Annotated in this window: 17 protein-coding genes; 11 read left to right on the top strand and 6 right to left on the bottom strand. The window is 60.8% G+C overall.

Annotated features, from left to right (window positions below; translation table 11 throughout):
• The first annotated feature begins 75 nt into the window (after nucleotides 1–75).
• Nucleotides 76–873: a 5-deoxy-glucuronate isomerase gene (gene iolB, locus ACVTFQ_RS04290; protein WP_111561063.1), complete on the top strand. Its 798-nt coding sequence runs from the start codon at nucleotides 76–78 to the stop codon at nucleotides 871–873.
• Between the two features lie 66 nt (nucleotides 874–939).
• Here iolB and ACVTFQ_RS04285 read toward each other — a convergent pair whose 3' ends face one another.
• Nucleotides 940–1,371, bottom strand: coding sequence for a glyoxalase superfamily protein (locus ACVTFQ_RS04285; protein ID WP_111561062.1), 432 nt, complete (start codon nucleotides 1,369–1,371; stop codon nucleotides 940–942).
• Nucleotides 1,372–1,718: 347 nt separating this feature from the next.
• Here ACVTFQ_RS04285 and ACVTFQ_RS04280 point away from each other — a divergent pair, with 347 nt between their 5' ends.
• On the top strand, nucleotides 1,719–2,051 hold the full coding sequence (locus tag ACVTFQ_RS04280) for a hypothetical protein (RefSeq protein WP_026283067.1): 333 nt from the start codon (nucleotides 1,719–1,721) through the stop codon (nucleotides 2,049–2,051).
• A 59-nt stretch (nucleotides 2,052–2,110) separates the two neighbouring features.
• Here the strand turns inward: ACVTFQ_RS04280 and ACVTFQ_RS04275 are convergent, their stop codons facing one another.
• Nucleotides 2,111–2,554 carry a baeRF12 domain-containing protein gene (locus tag ACVTFQ_RS04275; protein WP_018898832.1) on the bottom strand — a complete coding sequence of 148 codons (444 nt, stop codon included), beginning with the start codon at nucleotides 2,552–2,554 and terminating at the stop codon, nucleotides 2,111–2,113.
• 181 nt (nucleotides 2,555–2,735) lie between these two features.
• Between ACVTFQ_RS04275 and ACVTFQ_RS04270 the strand changes: the two genes are divergently transcribed.
• The 3 genes from ACVTFQ_RS04270 (at nucleotide 2,736) to ACVTFQ_RS04260 (ending at nucleotide 4,847) form a co-directional block, all read left to right on the top strand.
• On the top strand, nucleotides 2,736–3,137 hold the full coding sequence (locus ACVTFQ_RS04270) for a DUF2177 family protein (RefSeq protein WP_111561061.1): 402 nt from the start codon (nucleotides 2,736–2,738) through the stop codon (nucleotides 3,135–3,137).
• A gap of 109 nt (nucleotides 3,138–3,246) precedes the next feature.
• A complete protein-coding gene (locus tag ACVTFQ_RS04265; RefSeq protein WP_018898834.1) occupies nucleotides 3,247–3,642 on the top strand; it encodes a hypothetical protein in 396 nt (131 codons plus the stop codon).
• Nucleotides 3,643–3,734: 92 nt separating this feature from the next.
• On the top strand, nucleotides 3,735–4,847 hold the full coding sequence (locus tag ACVTFQ_RS04260) for a pyridoxal phosphate-dependent aminotransferase (protein WP_111561060.1): 1,113 nt from the start codon (nucleotides 3,735–3,737) through the stop codon (nucleotides 4,845–4,847).
• A 131-nt stretch (nucleotides 4,848–4,978) separates the two neighbouring features.
• Here the strand turns inward: ACVTFQ_RS04260 and ACVTFQ_RS04255 are convergent, their stop codons facing one another.
• Entirely contained in the window at nucleotides 4,979–5,245 is a 267-nt protein-coding gene (locus tag ACVTFQ_RS04255) for an SEL1-like repeat protein (protein WP_018898836.1), read from the bottom strand.
• A 436-nt stretch (nucleotides 5,246–5,681) separates the two neighbouring features.
• On the opposite strand from ACVTFQ_RS04255, the gene ACVTFQ_RS04250 reads away from it, so the two are divergent.
• The 3 genes from ACVTFQ_RS04250 (at nucleotide 5,682) to amn (ending at nucleotide 8,018) form a co-directional block, all read left to right on the top strand.
• Nucleotides 5,682–6,020: a DUF2147 domain-containing protein gene (locus tag ACVTFQ_RS04250; RefSeq protein WP_047513524.1), complete on the top strand. Its 339-nt coding sequence runs from the start codon at nucleotides 5,682–5,684 to the stop codon at nucleotides 6,018–6,020.
• A gap of 170 nt (nucleotides 6,021–6,190) precedes the next feature.
• A complete protein-coding gene (locus tag ACVTFQ_RS04245) occupies nucleotides 6,191–6,400 on the top strand; it encodes a hypothetical protein (RefSeq protein ID WP_247750131.1) in 210 nt (69 codons plus the stop codon).
• 115 nt (nucleotides 6,401–6,515) lie between these two features.
• Nucleotides 6,516–8,018, top strand: a complete 1,503-nt coding sequence (gene amn / locus ACVTFQ_RS04240) for an AMP nucleosidase (RefSeq protein WP_112437069.1) — start codon at nucleotides 6,516–6,518, stop codon at nucleotides 8,016–8,018.
• A 15-nt stretch (nucleotides 8,019–8,033) separates the two neighbouring features.
• On the opposite strand, the gene ACVTFQ_RS04235 is transcribed toward amn, so the two are convergent.
• The gene (locus ACVTFQ_RS04235; RefSeq protein WP_111561058.1) at nucleotides 8,034–8,996 is read right to left on the bottom strand and encodes a lysylphosphatidylglycerol synthase transmembrane domain-containing protein; all 963 of its coding nucleotides are present in this window, start codon (nucleotides 8,994–8,996) and stop codon (nucleotides 8,034–8,036) included.
• Nucleotides 8,997–9,065: 69 nt separating this feature from the next.
• Between ACVTFQ_RS04235 and ACVTFQ_RS04230 the strand changes: the two genes are divergently transcribed.
• Nucleotides 9,066–10,082, top strand: a complete 1,017-nt coding sequence (locus tag ACVTFQ_RS04230) for a glycosyltransferase family 2 protein (RefSeq protein ID WP_111561523.1) — start codon at nucleotides 9,066–9,068, stop codon at nucleotides 10,080–10,082.
• Nucleotides 10,075–11,571 (top strand): glycosyltransferase family 39 protein, encoded by a 1,497-nt coding sequence (locus ACVTFQ_RS04225; RefSeq protein ID WP_111561057.1) that lies wholly within the window; start codon nucleotides 10,075–10,077, stop codon nucleotides 11,569–11,571. Before ACVTFQ_RS04230 ends, ACVTFQ_RS04225 begins: the two co-directional genes overlap by 8 nt.
• Nucleotides 11,572–11,578: 7 nt before the next feature.
• On the opposite strand, the gene ACVTFQ_RS04220 is transcribed toward ACVTFQ_RS04225, so the two are convergent.
• Nucleotides 11,579–12,946 (bottom strand): aspartate aminotransferase family protein, encoded by a 1,368-nt coding sequence (locus ACVTFQ_RS04220; RefSeq protein WP_111561056.1) that lies wholly within the window; start codon nucleotides 12,944–12,946, stop codon nucleotides 11,579–11,581.
• A gap of 83 nt (nucleotides 12,947–13,029) precedes the next feature.
• Between ACVTFQ_RS04220 and ACVTFQ_RS04215 the strand changes: the two genes are divergently transcribed.
• Nucleotides 13,030–14,382 carry a glutamine synthetase family protein gene (locus tag ACVTFQ_RS04215; protein ID WP_111561522.1) on the top strand — a complete coding sequence of 451 codons (1,353 nt, stop codon included), beginning with the start codon at nucleotides 13,030–13,032 and terminating at the stop codon, nucleotides 14,380–14,382.
• On the opposite strand, the gene ACVTFQ_RS04210 is transcribed toward ACVTFQ_RS04215, so the two are convergent.
• Nucleotides 14,379–15,323 carry a diacylglycerol/lipid kinase family protein gene (locus ACVTFQ_RS04210; RefSeq protein WP_026283068.1) on the bottom strand — a complete coding sequence of 315 codons (945 nt, stop codon included), beginning with the start codon at nucleotides 15,321–15,323 and terminating at the stop codon, nucleotides 14,379–14,381. The two genes, ACVTFQ_RS04215 and ACVTFQ_RS04210, sit on opposite strands and share 4 nt — an antisense overlap.
• Nucleotides 15,324–15,418: the final 95 nt, after the last annotated feature.

The following is a 15,418-nucleotide window of genomic DNA, read 5'->3' as shown; positions in this document are numbered from 1 at the left end:
TCTCCCCCCTTGTGGGGGAGATGTCCGGCAGGACAGAGGGGGCGCCGCACCCACAACGATACCGAGGAGAAACAAATGCCAAACCTCAAAGTCAAACCAACAGGAACGCACGGCCGCGTCACCCATGTCACACCCGAGAGCGCCGGCTGGACCTATGTCGGTTTCGACATGCACCGGCTGAAAGCTGGCGAGACCGTGTCCGGCGAAACCGGCGAGCGCGAGGTGTGCCTCGTCTGGGTGAGCGGCAAGGGCAAGGCCAGCGCCGGCACCAGGGATTTCGGCACGCTCGGCGAGCGCATGAGCCCGTTCGATGGGGCGCCGCATGCGCTCTATATCCCAATGGAATCGGCATGGTCGGTGACGGCCGAGACCGATCTGGAGCTGGCGGTCTGCTCGGCGCCGGGCGGTGGCGCCTATGAGGCGAAGGCGATCCCGCCGGGCACGCATCCGGCGTTGACGCGCGGCAAGGGCACCAATGTGCGCTACGTCAACAACATCATGCCCGAGGATGACGCGTCGGCCTATTCGCTGCTCGTCGTCGAAGTGATCACGCCAGGCGGGCATACTTCCTCCTACCCGCCGCACAAGCACGACCAGGACAATCTGCCGAACGAGAGCTTCCTCGAGGAGACCTATTACCACCGCCTGAACCCGCCGCAGGGTTTTGGCTTCCAGCGCGTCTATACCGACGACCGGTCGCTTGACGAAGCAATGGTGCTTGAGGATGGCGACGTGACGCTGGTGCCGAAAGGGTATCACCCCTGCGCTGCCACGCACGGCTACGATCTCTACTATCTCAACGTCATGGCCGGCCCGAAGCGCGTCTGGAAGTTCTACAACGCGCCGGAGCATGAATGGCTGCTCAAGGCCTGAGACCGCAAGCATGACGACAAAAGCCGCGCCTCGACAGCGCGGCTTTTTCGTTTCAGGCGCCCGACATCAGATATCGAGCACCAGCTGCGGCAAGCCGTTCGAGGTCTTGCGCGGGGAGACGCCGTTCTCGTCGACCTGCGCGTTGACCCTCTGTCGAAAGGCCGAGAAGCTCTCGAAGGTGACGACATCGACGGGCTCGTCGAAATGAAGCGTCAACTTGTGCAGGCCGCCGGATTGTTCGCCAAGCGCCAGGATCTTGCCGGTGAACGGCTGGTTGAGATAGCGACCGCTCACCCGCGCGCCCACGGTGAGTGCGGCAAGCGGCGTCGTGTTGGGCCTGTTTGCCAGCGCCGACAGCGTGTTCCAGTCGCGGACGCCGTGCTGGCTGGCGATAAGCTCGAGAGCGGCGCTATGCGAGATCGGTGTGCCGCTGGATTCCATGGCGCTACGTAATCGCTTTGCCTGGGCCTTCAGATCGTCGATCGAAGGATAGTTCATGGTTCAGCCTTTCAAAAAGGCATGCTGTTCGAAGCAGTTGGGAGCTCGCGTTGCCACCAGTCAGCATGCACAAAGGGCTGTGACCGTTCATTCCGGGAGATCTTCACCATGGATTTTCATCCGCGAGCGGCAGGCGTCTCTAACCGGTTTTCGGTATGAGGCAGGGAGGCGCAACTGTCAACCTGCGCAAATTTCCGGCAAAACTGACGAATATTGCCTAAAAATGGGACTTTTGAGCGCCACAATCTACATAAGCATCTAGTTTTAAAGATCTTTTTCAGAACTATTCAGCACACTTGCCCTAGATTGAAACCAGACAACCAGCGGAGGCGACCATGGCCTTTCAGATGCACCTCGATACTGCACATCCCGAACCGGAGCAGGCTTACCGGGAATTCGCGCTCGATCGCCCCGGCAAGATCATTTTCGTCGGCCATCACCTCAGCACCGCTACCCAACTCCGTTGCCTGATCCGCAGCATCACGCTCGCCGGCGCGACGCTCGAAGTGAACGCTTCGATCGAGATGCCGAACCATTTCTTTCTGGAAATTCTCGGCATCCAGGATGAGATCGGCGCGACGCTGGTGAAACGCGAGGGCGACCTCGCGACGATCAGCTTCAACATGCTGATCAATCCGGAATTCCTGCACCACGTGCTGCGCCTGAGCTTCGAAAACTAGGACCAGTCACCCCTAGAAAAAGAGCGGGCTTGCGCCCGCTCCGGTTTCGCCTGATATCGTCAGGCCGCCAAACGCCGCTCGATCTGATCGATCGGCAAGTTCGTGTAATCCTTGGGAATTTCGGCAGATATAATCGCCTGCGCCTCGACGCTGAGGTTGGAACGAAGCGTTCCGAGCGCGCGCGGCGGCGCCACCAGCACGATGTTGGTCGCATCCTTCTCGATGATCAGGTCATCCAGCTTGAACGCGATCTGCTTCAGGAATTCGGCCTCGGCCTGATCGTGCCAATCGAGCTCCTCGACCGCGCTACCCCGACCATCCGCGCTATGGGCCCGGCCGGGCTTGTCGGTGCCGATTTCCCGATCGGGCTCGTTCGGTTGCGCCAGGGTTTCCCTGACCTTGAGATCGACGCCGCTAACGTCGCCGTCATTCTGCATAATCAGAGCCTTGCCTCCGTCGCATACCACAACCCAGGAATTTCGCGGCACTCTGATGTCAGCCATATCAGTCTCCTTGATCTTCTATCTTGAGCGCGAAATTCGCACTCGGGAGCACAGACTTGTGCTCGTGAACAGGAGGCAAACGCCCGGGATCGTAAAGAGTTCAACGATTTGTGGAATTCGCGCCATGGGCAATCCAATCCGTGTAGGGGACGTACAGAGAGGCAAACGTCAGGACAGGATCATGAAAACAGCTCTCGTCGCCTATGCCGGTTCATTTGGTACCCTGCTCGTGTTGGATGCCATATGGCTCGGCCTCGTCGCCCGGACATTCTATCGCGATCAACTCGGCGATCTGATGCTGCCGTCACCGAATTTCGGCATCGCCGCGATCTTCTATCTCTTCTTCGCCGTTGCCGTGGTGGTGCTCGCCGTGCTTCCAGCGATCGCGTCGGGGTCCCTATGGACCGCCGTCATCTACGGGCTGATCCTGGGCCTTGCCGCCTACGGAACTTATGACGTCACGAACCTCGCCACGCTGAGGAACTGGCCGCCGCTGATGAGCATCGTCGATCTCGCCTGGGGCGGCTTCGTCACCGCGATGACGGCCGCCGGTGGATTTTTTGCGGTCCGAGCTCTCAGTTAAATTCTCATTCACTAAAATTGCAGTGACTTCGTTGATGATTGCGCAAAGCATTCATGTGACGCTCCATTGGAAAGACTAGGATTTTCCTGATTTTAGGAGTGTGCCTGCGATGTCGATGCTCAACAACACGCACCTCACGACGGTGAAATCGGAGATTTACGAGACCCGGTGGGAGCAGTTCAACGTGCGGCGTCCGGCCCGCATCGTCGCCGTGCGGCCCTGTCTGACGGGTGTCTCGATGCGCAGCGCCGAGATCATCGATATCTCCCGCGGCGGCGCCACGCTTCTTGTCGCCTCGGCGACCGGTCTTCCCAAGCACTACTATCTCAACATTCTCGGGCTAGCCTACCGCATCGGCTGTGCCGAGGTATCACGGCGCAATGAGCGCCTGCATGTGCGCTTCATCAACACGATCGAGCCCGAGGTATTGCGCCGCGTCGTGCGTGCCGACTTCATGATCGGCAATATGGAAGCGATCAGCGCAAGCCGCACGATCAGCATGTAAATAGGCTTCCCAGCGGAATAATCGTCCTTGCCATGGCACTGTCAGCGCCTATTGTTGGCGCGATTTTCATAGCCTTGGGAAATGCCCTTAAAATGTCTGCCTTCTCGCGCTTCACACCGCTTGTCAGCGCCCTGCCCTCCACCGTTCCCTTCGTCGGCCCAGAAGCCATCGAGCGCCAGCGCGGCCTTACCGTCAAAGCGCGCATCGGCGCCAACGAAAACGGCTTCGGCCCCGCCCCATCAGTGCTGACGGCAATGCGCGAGGCGGGCGCTGATATCTGGAAGTACAGCGACCCCGAGAACTACGATCTGAAGGAAGCGCTTGCCGCCCATCTTGGCACGACGCCGGCCAATATCGCCATCGGCGGCGGTATCGATGAGTTGCTCGGGCAGATCGTGCGCGTGGTGATCGAACCCGGCGCACCCGTCGTCACGTCGCTCGGCGGCTATCCGACCTTCAACTTTCATGTGGCGGGCTTCGGCGGCCGGCTGGTCACCGTTCCCTATGTCAACGATCGGGAAGATCTCGACGGATTGCTGGATGCGGTGAAGCGCGAAAACCCGCCGCTCGTCTACTTCGCCAACCCCGACAATCCGATGGGCAGTTGGTGGGATGCCGACCGCGTGGTGGCTTTTGCCCGCGCCATCCCCGAGACCACGCTGCTGATCCTCGACGAGGCCTACAGCGAGACAGGCCCCGCCAGCGCCCTGCCCTCGATCGCATCGCTGATCGATCTGCCGAACGTGATCAGAACCCGCACCTTCTCGAAGGCTTACGGCCTTGCCGGCGCGCGGGTGGGCTATGCGATCTCGACACCGGGCACTGCCCTCGCCTTCGACAAGATCCGCAACCATTTCGGCATGAACCGGATGGCTGTCGCCGGCGCAATCGCCGCGCTCAAGGATCAGGCCTATCTCTCTGAGGTAATCGCCAAGATCCACGCCGCGCGCGAGCGGATTGCCGGTATCGCCGCTGCCAACGGCCTGCAGGCGCTGCCGTCGGCAACCAATTTCGTTGCCATCAACGCGGGCCGCGACGGCACCTATGCGCGGGCGATCGTCGACGGGCTGATGCAGCATGGCGTGTTCATCCGCATGCCTGGCGTGGCGCCGCTTAACCGCTGCATTCGCGTCAGCGTCGGCCCGGCCGCCGATATGGACCTGTTCGAGGCGGCACTGCCTCAGGTTCTGAAATCGATCGGCTGATTGAACGACAAGAACCGCGCCGGCCTTGTTCCTGCCGGTCGCGGTTCGATATGTCGGCGCAGGCGCATGGCGCCTCGCCATCCCCTCTTCGAGGTTATTGTTTTTATTGAATTGTCAGCACTGACAGTCGCTTAGTGCACCGTCATCCATTCGCGAGCCGCGCGAAGCGCCTCGACAAGCTGCATCTTGTCCATCGTGGCCGCGAGATCGGCGCGCAGTTCGGCGGCGCGATCGTGGCCCTTGATGGCGGCGATGTTCAGCCATTTGTGGGCCGCAACGAGGTCAACGGAGCATCCGCGACCTGTCGCGTACATCAGACCCATTTCGCAGAAGACATCGGCGTTGTTTTCGCCACCCATGGTGGCCGTTTCAGCATTATGCATTTCAAAGCGTGCCATCGGTTTTATCCCTGTTTAGCCTGTTATCGACTTACCCTGTTTTACCTCGGAGCCTTGCCGTCTAACGCGGCGTTCGGTCTCTTCGGCTCGGCGGGTTTGCCCCGCTCGTTTGATGGCTCCAATATGCAGCAAGCCCTTCAAAAAACGCCTAAAATGCATGATTAATTTGAGACAAACAAAGTGCAAACGCTTGGTAAAATTGGGTTTTTGTTAAACATCGGATCGCCTGCTCATTAAGGGTTCCGGCATTTGTTTAAGGAAAAATTCAGATTTGAAAATCAACCCTTCGTTCACCACGAAATCAGCGCTCAAATGAAAACACACGGGAATTCGTCTTCGCGAACGGGCACTTTCAGGCATGCCGGAACCAAAAATATTTACCTTTACGTTCGCGTAAGCTATCGTCCGCAACCTCAGGACATCAGGGAGGAATAAGATGATCCGCAGTCTCATTCTGGCGAGCGCATTGGCGCTCTCCGCAACGCTTGCGCATGCCGAGGAGCCGATCGCAGGCAATTGGAAGACGGTGGCGGGCGATACCGCCGTGATCGCGTCCTGCGGCGGCAGCTACTGCATCACGCTGAAGACGGGCAAATATGCCGGGCGCAAGATCGGTACGCTGACTGGCAAGGACGGTACTTATAATGGCGAGATCACCGATCCCAGCAACGACAAGACCTATAGCGGCTCGGGTACGGTTTCCGGCAACTCGCTGAAGATGAAGGGCTGCGTGCTCGCCGTGCTCTGCAAGTCGCAGACCTGGACACGCTTGTAAGACGATATCCGGTGCGCCCGGCCCATCGGGCGCATCTCTTCCGTCCTTCCCGCCCATGCTTGTTTCATGAACGGCGGATGAATTCCGATCTCAGCATCGGTTCAGCCTGACCATGGCAAAACGGTGTCATTCTAAAGTGCACTGCGTCGCAAGCAGCACCCGGCGCACACATGACATTCGGAACATGGCACATGGGCAAGGATACGGAAGTGCTTATCATGGCAAGACGCTTCACCATCATCACGCTGTTCGCGGCGATCTTCGCCGTCTCGTTCTCGGCGGCCGTCAACCGCAATGCCGGCGGCGGCGCGCAGTCGCATTTCGGCGCGAACTATACCTGCGTCGACAGAACCAACCCGATCTGCACCAGCGTCAACTGACACCACCGCGACCGGCAACCGCAATTCCGGCTACCGGTCATTGGCCATTCAGGTCTTGTCAGGCTGGTCATGCACGCGTCGTTTGCTTGTTAAGAACGACGTACTATAATGCCTCATGAGCAACCGAATCTCTCCTTCTGCCCCCCTCGACGTCTCGTCTCCGAGCCCCTTCAAGCCGCAAAGTTTCGACGATCCCATCAAGGCCGTCGAAGCGCTGACAGAGCTTTACGAGCGCAACACGACCTTCCTGATCGAGCACTTCAAGGAACTGGCGCAGGGCGCGCCAATCACCTCGCGCTACCGGGCATTTTATCCGCAGGTCAGCATCGAGACGACCAGCTTCGGCCATATCGACACGCGCCTCTCCTATGGTCACGTCACGGCACCGGGCATCTACACGACGACGATCACCCGTCCCTCGCTCTTCCGGCACTATCTGAAGGAACAGCTCGGGCATTTGATGCGCAATCACAATGTGCCCGTCGTCGTCTCCGAATCGACCACGCCGATCCCGCTGCATTTCGCCTTTGGCGAAGGCGCGCATGTCGAGGCATCCGCGTCGGCTTTCGTCGACGTGCCGATGCGCGATCTCTTCGACACGCCCGACCTCAACACCACCGATGACGAGATCGCCAACGGCGAATATATCCCGCCGACAGGCGAGCCCTCGCCGCTTGCGCCTTTCACGGCACAGCGCATCGACTATTCGCTGGCCCGCCTGTCGCACTATACGGCCACGGGCGCGCAGCACTTCCAGAACTTCGTTCTGTTCACCAACTACCAGTTCTACATCGACGAGTTCTGCGCCTGGGCGCGCAAGCTGATGGCCGATGGCGGCGATGGCTATACCTGCTTCGTCGAACCCGGCAACATCATCACCCATGCCGGCTCCAGCACGCCGGAGACGGACGCGACGCTATCGCGCCTGCCGCAGATGCCGGCCTATCACCTCAAGAAGAAGGGCCATGCCGGGATCACCATGATCAACATCGGCGTCGGCCCGTCCAACGCAAAGACGATCACCGACCACGTGGCGGTGCTGCGCCCGCATGCGTGGCTGATGCTTGGCCATTGCGCCGGCCTGCGCAACAGCCAGCGATTGGGTGACTACGTGCTGGCGCATGCCTATATGCGCGAAGACCACGTTCTCGACGACGACCTGCCGGTCTGGGTGCCGATCCCGGCGCTTGCCGAAGTGCAGGTAGCGCTGGAGGCCGCCGTGGCCGAGATCACCGGCTACGAGGGCTTCGAGCTCAAGCGCATCATGCGCACCGGCACCGTGGGTACGATCGACAACCGCAACTGGGAACTGCGCGACCAGCGTGGACCGGTGAAGCGGCTGTCTCAGGCCCGTGCCATCGCGCTCGACATGGAATCGGCAACCATCGCCGCCAACGGCTTCCGCTTCAGGGTGCCTTACGGAACGCTGCTTTGCGTCTCCGACAAGCCGCTGCATGGCGAACTGAAGTTGCCGGGGATGGCGACGGCCTTCTATCGAACGCAGGTCAACCAGCATCTGCAGATCGGCATCCGCGCCGTGCAGAAGCTCGCGGCCATGCCGCCGGAAACGCTGCATTCACGCAAGCTCAGAAGCTTCTTCGAGACGGCCTTTCAATAGGCCACGTCGCTTGCCTCACGAGGCGCGACGTCGACCGAACGGCAAGGAGATTGCCGTTCCCGTGAGCGCGGAAACAATGATCAGCAGATGGGCATTGATGCTTGCCCGGGCGAGTGCCGCGATATCCGCGGCATCGCTCGATGCGCCGAAGGCAACGGCGCCAGCCGTGATGCCCGCCGGATAGGTGCCGACACCGCCAGGGGCATGCATCGGCAGCACCGACGACAGCTCGCCACCAAGCGCGCCGCCAAAGCTTGCGGCGGCCGGCACGACGCCCATCAGCCGCAACGCCCAGGCAAGCACCAGCACCTTGACCAGCCAGTTGATGACGGTCATCGCCCAGGCGCGTGCGAAAGCCGAGGCGTTTGCGGGCAGACCGTTTTCGATCTCGGCGACAAAGTGTTGCAATTTCCTAGGCAGGAGCTTCGCGGCAAGTCGGACGAGAGGCTTGCGCGCCGCAAATGCTGCGACCGGCAGCAGCAGGAACGCCACCCACAGCAGCCACGCAATCAGTTTGTGCGACGACGCGATGGCGAAACCGATCCCTGCGGCTGCAAAGAGCGCATGAAGATCAAGAAGACGCATGACGAGCAGCGCCGCCGTTCCGCGCGCTAAGGGAATGCCGAATTCGGTGCGCATCAGCAATGGAAAGCTGGTTTCGCCGGTTCGAAACGGCAGCATGATGTTCAAGAGATTATGGACCTGCGTGACGCGAAAGAGCGCCGGGAAACGGCCGCTGGTTTCGCGCGGGAAGTAATCGTAGATGCGCCAGGTGCGCAGAAAGTAGGTACTGGTCAGAAGCGCCAGTGCGGCAATGATCGTCAGCGCGCCGACCTCGGCCCATTGCCGCAGAATGGTCGACCAGCCCCAGAACCACTCGATGAAGGCGGCATAGACTATGACAATTATGACTGTGAACAGCAGCATTCGATTGCGTGCGAACCAGGATTGTCGGCTGGCAACCACCGGAGACTTCATGTACTAGCTTCCTGCCTTCGGCCGACAGAAGAGCGGCACCACTGGGCGGCGTTTTAGGAGAAATACGTGTTGCAGACAACGGCAGAAACACTTTCAGGCGCGACCGACGCCGCTGCTCCCGTCGAACTATCGCTGGTCGTCCCCGTCTTCAACGAAGAAGAAAGCGTTGGCCCGCTGGTCGATCGCATCTGCTCGGCGATGACGCGATATCCCAATCGCTGGGAGCTCATCCTGGTTGACGATGGCAGCACCGACGCCACGCTCGTCAATGCCCGCAAGCATATCGGCCGTGACGGCCTGTCGCTTCGCATCGTGGCGCTGCAGCGCAATTTCGGCCAGACCGCCGCCATGCAGGCGGGCATCGACACGGCCACTGGCCGCCTCATCGCCACCATGGATGGCGACCTGCAGAACGATCCGAACGATATCCCGCACATGGTCGCCGAACTCGAGCGCCGCGAACTCGACCTGCTCGTCGGCTGGCGCAAGAACCGTCAGGACGGGCTTTTGCTGCGCAAGATCCCTTCCTGGTGCGCGAATTACCTCATCGGCCGCATCACCGGCGTGAAGCTGCACGACTATGGCTGCAGCCTGAAGATCTACCGCACCTCGGTCATCAAACAGGTGAAGCTGATGGGCGAGATGCACCGCTTCATTCCGGCCTGGGTCGCCGGTGTCGTTCCGAGCTCGCGCATCGGCGAAATGGTCGTTACGCACCATGCCCGCGCACATGGCCAGTCGAAATACGGCATCTCGCGCACGTTCCGCGTGATCCTCGACCTGCTCTCGGTGATGTTCTTCATGCGCTACAAGGCGCGCCCGGGCCATTTCTTCGGCTCGCTGGGTCTCGGGCTCGGCGCCTTGTCGGCTCTGATCCTGATTTATCTGTTCTTCGACAAGTTCATCATGGGCAACGATATCGGAGCTCGACCGATGCTCATGGTCGGCGTCGTCCTTCTTCTGTCGTCGGTGCAGATGATCACCACCGGCATCCTGGCCGAAATGATCGCGCGTACCTACTACCGCGACGACGTCTCGCCCAACTATATCGTCCAGCGGATCTTCGACGGGAATGAGAATGCGTAATCTCCTGGCGCGCAAGCCGGATGCTGTCGTCTGGCTGATCGCCGGGTATTTCTGCATCCAGTTTATTGTTCGTCTCCTGCAGCCACACGGCCTGAGATTTGACGAGTCGCAGCAGGCGTTCGTCTCGCAGTGGCTGACGCTCGGCTACGATTCGCAGCCGCCGCTCTACAACTGGCTGCAGTCGATCGTCGTCTGGTTTTTTGGCCTGTCGCTGGCAACAGTGTCCGCGACCAAGAACCTGGTGCTATTTCTCGTCTACCTGACCTACTACAAGCTTGCCCGCGAGGTGCTCGAGGACAAGCTCTACGCTGTCATCGCGACGCTTTCGCTGCTGACCATCCCTCAGCTCTTCTGGGAAGCGCAGCGCGACCTCACCCACACGGTCATTCAGCTTCTGACGATCAATCTCTTTCTCTACGGCGTGATCAAGACGCTGAAGGCACCGTCGCTCGGCTCCTATGCCTTCATGGGGCTGGCGCTCGGATTGGGGATGCTGTCGAAGTACAATTTCACGCTCGTCGCCGTGGCCGCGATGCCAGCCGTCTGGCTGCATCCGCAAGGACGCGCGCGGATCATGGACCGGCGCTTCCTGCTGTCGATCGCGCTTGCCGTGCTGATCTTCTTGCCGCACGGGCTCTGGCTGCTGCACAATCTCGACATCGCCTCCGGGCGCACACTCGGGATCATGAAGCAGGAAGCGCCAGACACGGCGTTTGCGAAGCTGGTGCAGGGGCCATTCAAATTCCTGCGGCTCGTCTTGGTGATCATGGCACCGACGGTCCTCGTCTACACGCTCGTCTTCGGCCGTTCCTTCTGGAAAAGCCTTCGTGCATCTTCCGAATGGACACGGTTCTTCACCGCTCTGTTCGTCACCATCGCGCTTCTGGTGCTGGTTCTGGTCGTCACGATCGGCATGACCTCGCTGCGCGACCGCTGGCTGTTGCCGTTCCTGTTCCTCATGCCAATCTATTTCTGCTTGAAGATGCAGGCCGCCGGCCATCGCTCTGATAGTCACTTCCGCCGCTTCATCGTCGTGCCGCTGGTTCTGATGATCCTCATCCCGACGGCGTTGCTTGCCAGGCCGAACCTGCCCACCTTGTTTGGTCGGTACGAGGCCTACAACGTGCCCTATAGCGGCTTTGCCAAACACATTGCTGCTGAGGAGAGCAAGACGCCGGGTCTCATCGTGACCGACAGCTGGCTGCCGGCTGGCAATCTTCACCTGCAATGGCCGGATGTGCCGCTGATGTCGCGGTTCTTCGACAATATGAAGATCGCCTACGAGTGGACGGCCGACAGGCCGATCCTGATGGTGTGGATCACCAAGGACAGCGGAGAGGCTTTGCCTCCCCTGCTGGCCGAATGGGTCACGCAAAATCTCGGCGAGCAATATAGCGCCGTCGACGTGAAGAGCACCTCCGTCCCCTATCACCGCGGACGGGCGGAAGATCAGGTCGGGTTCAGCTACGTCTGGATCTATCCGAAATAAGCGGGCCTCAAGCCTTCAGCTCCTTCCACGCCGCATCCAAGGCAAGCTTGGCAATGCGTCCCATCTCGTCCACTTCCTCGTGGCTGATGATGAGTGGCGGGGATGCGAGCATGCGGTCGCCTGTGGCGCGCAGGATGAGGCCATTGGCGAGCGCGTGATTGCGCACGAGCGTGCCGACGGCATCTGGCTTCTCGTAACGGGTGCGGGTTTTCTTGTCGGCTGTGAGCTGCAGCGCTGCCATCAGGCCGATGCTCTGGACCTCACCGACGAGATCGTGATCGCCGAGCGCGCCCCACACCTTGGCGAAGTAAGGGCCGATATCGTCGCGGACGCGCTCGACCAGCCTTTCATCCTCGATGATCCTGAGGTTTTCCAAAGCGGCGGCGGCGCAGACGGGGTGGCCGGAGTAAGTGAAGCCGTGGTTGAAATCGCCGACCTCGTTGATCAGGACATCGGCGACGCGGTCGCTGACCAGCACGCCGCCGATCGGCAGGTAACCCGACGACAGACCCTTGGCGATCGGCGCCAGATCCGGCTCGACACCGAAATACTGGTGACCGAACCATTCGCCGAGACGGCCGAAGCCGCAGATCACTTCATCGGCAACGAGCAGGATGTTGCGCGCCTTGCAGATGCGGGCGATCTCCGGCCAGTAGGTTTCGGGCGGGATGATCACGCCGCCCGCGCCCTGCACCGGCTCAGCCACGAAGGCGGCGACATTATCCTCGCCGAGCTCATCGATCTTCGCTTCCAGCTCGCGAGCTACCTTGAGGCCGAACTCGGCCGGAGAGAGATCGCCACCCTCGCCATACCAATAGGGCTGGCCGATATGGACGATGCCCTCGATCGGCAGGTGGCCCTGCTCGTGCATGTACTTCATGCCGCCGAGGCTGGCGCCGGCGACGGTCGAGCCGTGATAGCCATTCTTGCGGGAGATCACGATCTTCTTCGACGGCTGGCCGATGGCGCCCCAATAGACGCGGGCCATGCGAAACCATGTGTCGTTGGCCTCGGAACCGGAGCCGGTGAAGAAGACGTGATTGAAGCGCGGGCCGGCATGGGCCGTGACTTTCTCGGCAAGCAGGGTGGTCGGTGTCGTCGTGGTACCGAAGAAGGTGTTGTAATAGGGCAGTTCGTTCATCTGCCGCGCCACGGCCTCGGTGATCTCGTTGCGGCCATAGCCGACATTGACGCACCAGAGGCCGGCAAAACCATCGAGGTATTTGTGGCCATGATTGTCCCAGACATGCACGCCCTCGCCGCGCTGGATGATGCGGGTGCCGTCCGCATTCAGCTTCTTCATATCGGAGAACGGATGCAGATGATGAGCGGCATCGATGGCGGCGAGATTGGAGCGCGCGTAAGTATCAGACATGATTTGCTAAACACCCTCGGATATTGAAAGCCTCTTCCCAATGAGCTACGACCTTGGCCTTGTCCGAGGGGATTTTCAAGATCATGGCGAGCGACAACATGCACGGCAAAGCTGCGGGTGGCGATCCGCGCATCGAAATCCTGCTGGTCGGCATGAATGGCGACCTGCGCGGCAAGCAGATTCCGCTCGAAGCGCAGAAGAAGGTATGGGCCGGCGAAGTCCGCCTCCCCTCCTCCACGCAGTCGCTCGATATCTGGGGCGACGACAATGACGATATCACCGGGCTGTCACTCTCCGTCGGCGATCCGGATGGACACTGTCTTCCCGACCGGCGCAGTCTTGCGTCGATGCCTTGGGCGCCGGAGGGCTCGGTCCAGGTGCTCGCCACCATGCATGAATTCGACGGCACGCCGAGCTTCATGGACCCGCGCGCCATCCTGCAATCGGTGCTGAACCGTTACGCCGAGCGCGGACTGACGCCCGTTGTCGCAACGGAACTCGAGTTCTACGTGGTGGCGCCGGACTGGCGCGAGACCGGCCGGCCGATGCCGCCGGCAAGCCTGACCTATCAGGGCGATCCGAACGGCTTCCAGCTCTACGACATGAGCGCCGTCGATGCGCTCGACGATTACCTGCAGACGGTGCGCGCATACGCGAAGGCACAGGAGTTGCCGGCGGATGCGACAACGGCGGAGTTCGGCCCTGGCCAGTTCGAGATCAACCTTTTGCATCGCGCCGACGCGCTGGCCGCTGCCGACGACTGCATCTACCTGAAGCGGATCGTGGAGCAGGCGGCGCGCAAGCACGGGCTGAAGTCCACCTGCATGGCCAAGCCCTATTCGGATCACGCCGGCTCAGGGCTGCATGTGCATGCCAGCATCATCGACCGGGATGGACGCAACATTCTCGACGCCGAGGGTGGCGAGGCAATGAAGCTGAAATCGGTCTGCGCCGGGATGCTGCAAAGCATGCGCGATGCGCAGCTGGTGTTCGCACCCTTCGCCAACTCCTACCGTCGCTTCCAGCCCGGGTCCTTCGCGCCTGTGGATCTCACCTGGGGCTACGGGCATCGCGGTACGGCGATCCGCATTCCCGACAAGAACGGACCAGCGGCCCGCATCGAACACCGCGTTGCCGGTGCCGACGCCAACCCCTATTTACTGCTCGCGGCCATTTTAGGCGGCATGCTGCTCGGGCTCGACAATGAGCTCGACCCCGGCGAGGAGACGACGCCGTCGCATATGCCTGACAATACGACCAAGCTGACGCATGACTTCCTGACGGCGGTCGAAACGTTTCGGGCGTCGCCGTTCATCGCGGATATCTTCGGCGAGGCCTATCAGAAGCTCTATGGTGACACGAAGCGGAAAGAGGCGATCACGCATCTCCGCACCGTTTCCGACTTCGACTACCGCACCTATCTGCCGCGGCTTTAGGACGTCGGTTCGCGGCGTTCGGCCTCATCGACCTGGGCGGCAAGCCCCTGTCGGACGAGAACCTTGAGTTCGCCGGGATGCAGCTTCAGCGCGACGTCGCGGGCGAGCGGCAGGAGTTCGCCGTCCATGACGCAATTGGCCTTCGAATGCACCTTCGGGAAGTGCAGATGCACTTCGGCCGGGTGCATGATCATCACGTCGGCGTTTTCCCTCACCTTCCCGCGCAGGAGATCGATGGCAAGCCGCGCCACGCCCCATGGCTTCAAGGGCTTGGCGGTGTAGAAGCCGAGTTCGCCTGATGTCAGCGTATCGGCGTAAAGCAGCGCATTCTCGCCGAATGGATTGTTCGATACGGATACGGCTGACACCTTGCGGCGTTCCTTGATGCCAATAGCCTCGAACTCCACCTCGAATTCCGGCGGATTGAGCACGACGCCAAAAGCCGCGCGGGTGCTGGCGCGCATTTTTCCGAGCCTGGACCGATAGCTGTATGAATTGCGATAGCGGACCATGCGCGCATGAAGACCGGCGGAAAACTGGTGGATGAAAGGGCGGTCGTTGGCGCTGGCGATATCGACATGATCGACCTCGCCCGAGGCCAGAACATCGAGCGCCTGCCAGATATCGAGCGGAATGCGCAGTGATCGCGCAAACAGGTTCATCGTCCCGGCTGGGATCACGCCGAGCGCCACGCCGTTCTTCCAGGCGATCGAGGAGGCCGCCGAGATGGTGCCGTCGCCGCCGCCCGCAACGATGCCGTCGATGTCGTCGCGCCGCGCGGCACGCTCCATCGCGGGGACGATCTCCTTGCCGGGAAAGACCACCGCCTCGAAATCATGGCCGGCTTCGCGGAACACCCGTTCCGCATGCTTCTCGTACGCCTCCATGTCGGTCGTGCGAAAGGTGCCGCCATCGCGGTTGAAAAAACCTATAAGCTTCATCGAGTTCCCGTTATTCATCGGCTGACGCGCCGCCTAGAAATGGTTCGTTCGCGTGCGATTTCAAGCAGATGGCGCTCTAAATGACGCTAGAATGC

This window comes from Rhizobium sp. O111, assembly GCF_055616315.1.
The sequence above is the reverse complement of the archived record's forward strand: the minus strand, read 5'-3'. Positions and strand labels throughout refer to the sequence as shown.

What these genes read in the sequence shown, in the direction of transcription:
- iolB (WP_111561063.1), top strand. Translation starts at nt 76, where the DNA reads ATGCCAAACCTCAAAGTCAAACCAACAGGAACGCACGGCCGCGTCACC.
- ACVTFQ_RS04285 (WP_111561062.1), bottom strand. Translation starts at nt 1,371, where the DNA reads ATGAACTATCCTTCGATCGACGATCTGAAGGCCCAGGCAAAGCGATTA.
- ACVTFQ_RS04280 (WP_026283067.1), top strand. Translation starts at nt 1,719, where the DNA reads ATGCACCTCGATACTGCACATCCCGAACCGGAGCAGGCTTACCGGGAA.
- ACVTFQ_RS04275 (WP_018898832.1), bottom strand. Translation starts at nt 2,554, where the DNA reads ATGGCTGACATCAGAGTGCCGCGAAATTCCTGGGTTGTGGTATGCGAC.
- ACVTFQ_RS04270 (WP_111561061.1), top strand. Translation starts at nt 2,736, where the DNA reads ATGAAAACAGCTCTCGTCGCCTATGCCGGTTCATTTGGTACCCTGCTC.
- ACVTFQ_RS04265 (WP_018898834.1), top strand. Translation starts at nt 3,247, where the DNA reads ATGTCGATGCTCAACAACACGCACCTCACGACGGTGAAATCGGAGATT.
- ACVTFQ_RS04260 (WP_111561060.1), top strand. Translation starts at nt 3,735, where the DNA reads ATGTCTGCCTTCTCGCGCTTCACACCGCTTGTCAGCGCCCTGCCCTCC.
- ACVTFQ_RS04255 (WP_018898836.1), bottom strand. Translation starts at nt 5,245, where the DNA reads ATGGCACGCTTTGAAATGCATAATGCTGAAACGGCCACCATGGGTGGC.
- ACVTFQ_RS04250 (WP_047513524.1), top strand. Translation starts at nt 5,682, where the DNA reads ATGATCCGCAGTCTCATTCTGGCGAGCGCATTGGCGCTCTCCGCAACG.
- ACVTFQ_RS04245 (WP_247750131.1), top strand. Translation starts at nt 6,191, where the DNA reads ATGACATTCGGAACATGGCACATGGGCAAGGATACGGAAGTGCTTATC.
- amn (WP_112437069.1), top strand. Translation starts at nt 6,516, where the DNA reads ATGAGCAACCGAATCTCTCCTTCTGCCCCCCTCGACGTCTCGTCTCCG.
- ACVTFQ_RS04235 (WP_111561058.1), bottom strand. Translation starts at nt 8,996, where the DNA reads ATGAAGTCTCCGGTGGTTGCCAGCCGACAATCCTGGTTCGCACGCAAT.
- ACVTFQ_RS04225 (WP_111561057.1), top strand. Translation starts at nt 10,075, where the DNA reads ATGCGTAATCTCCTGGCGCGCAAGCCGGATGCTGTCGTCTGGCTGATC.
- ACVTFQ_RS04220 (WP_111561056.1), bottom strand. Translation starts at nt 12,946, where the DNA reads ATGTCTGATACTTACGCGCGCTCCAATCTCGCCGCCATCGATGCCGCT.
- ACVTFQ_RS04215 (WP_111561522.1), top strand. Translation starts at nt 13,030, where the DNA reads ATGGCGAGCGACAACATGCACGGCAAAGCTGCGGGTGGCGATCCGCGC.
- ACVTFQ_RS04210 (WP_026283068.1), bottom strand. Translation starts at nt 15,323, where the DNA reads ATGAAGCTTATAGGTTTTTTCAACCGCGATGGCGGCACCTTTCGCACG.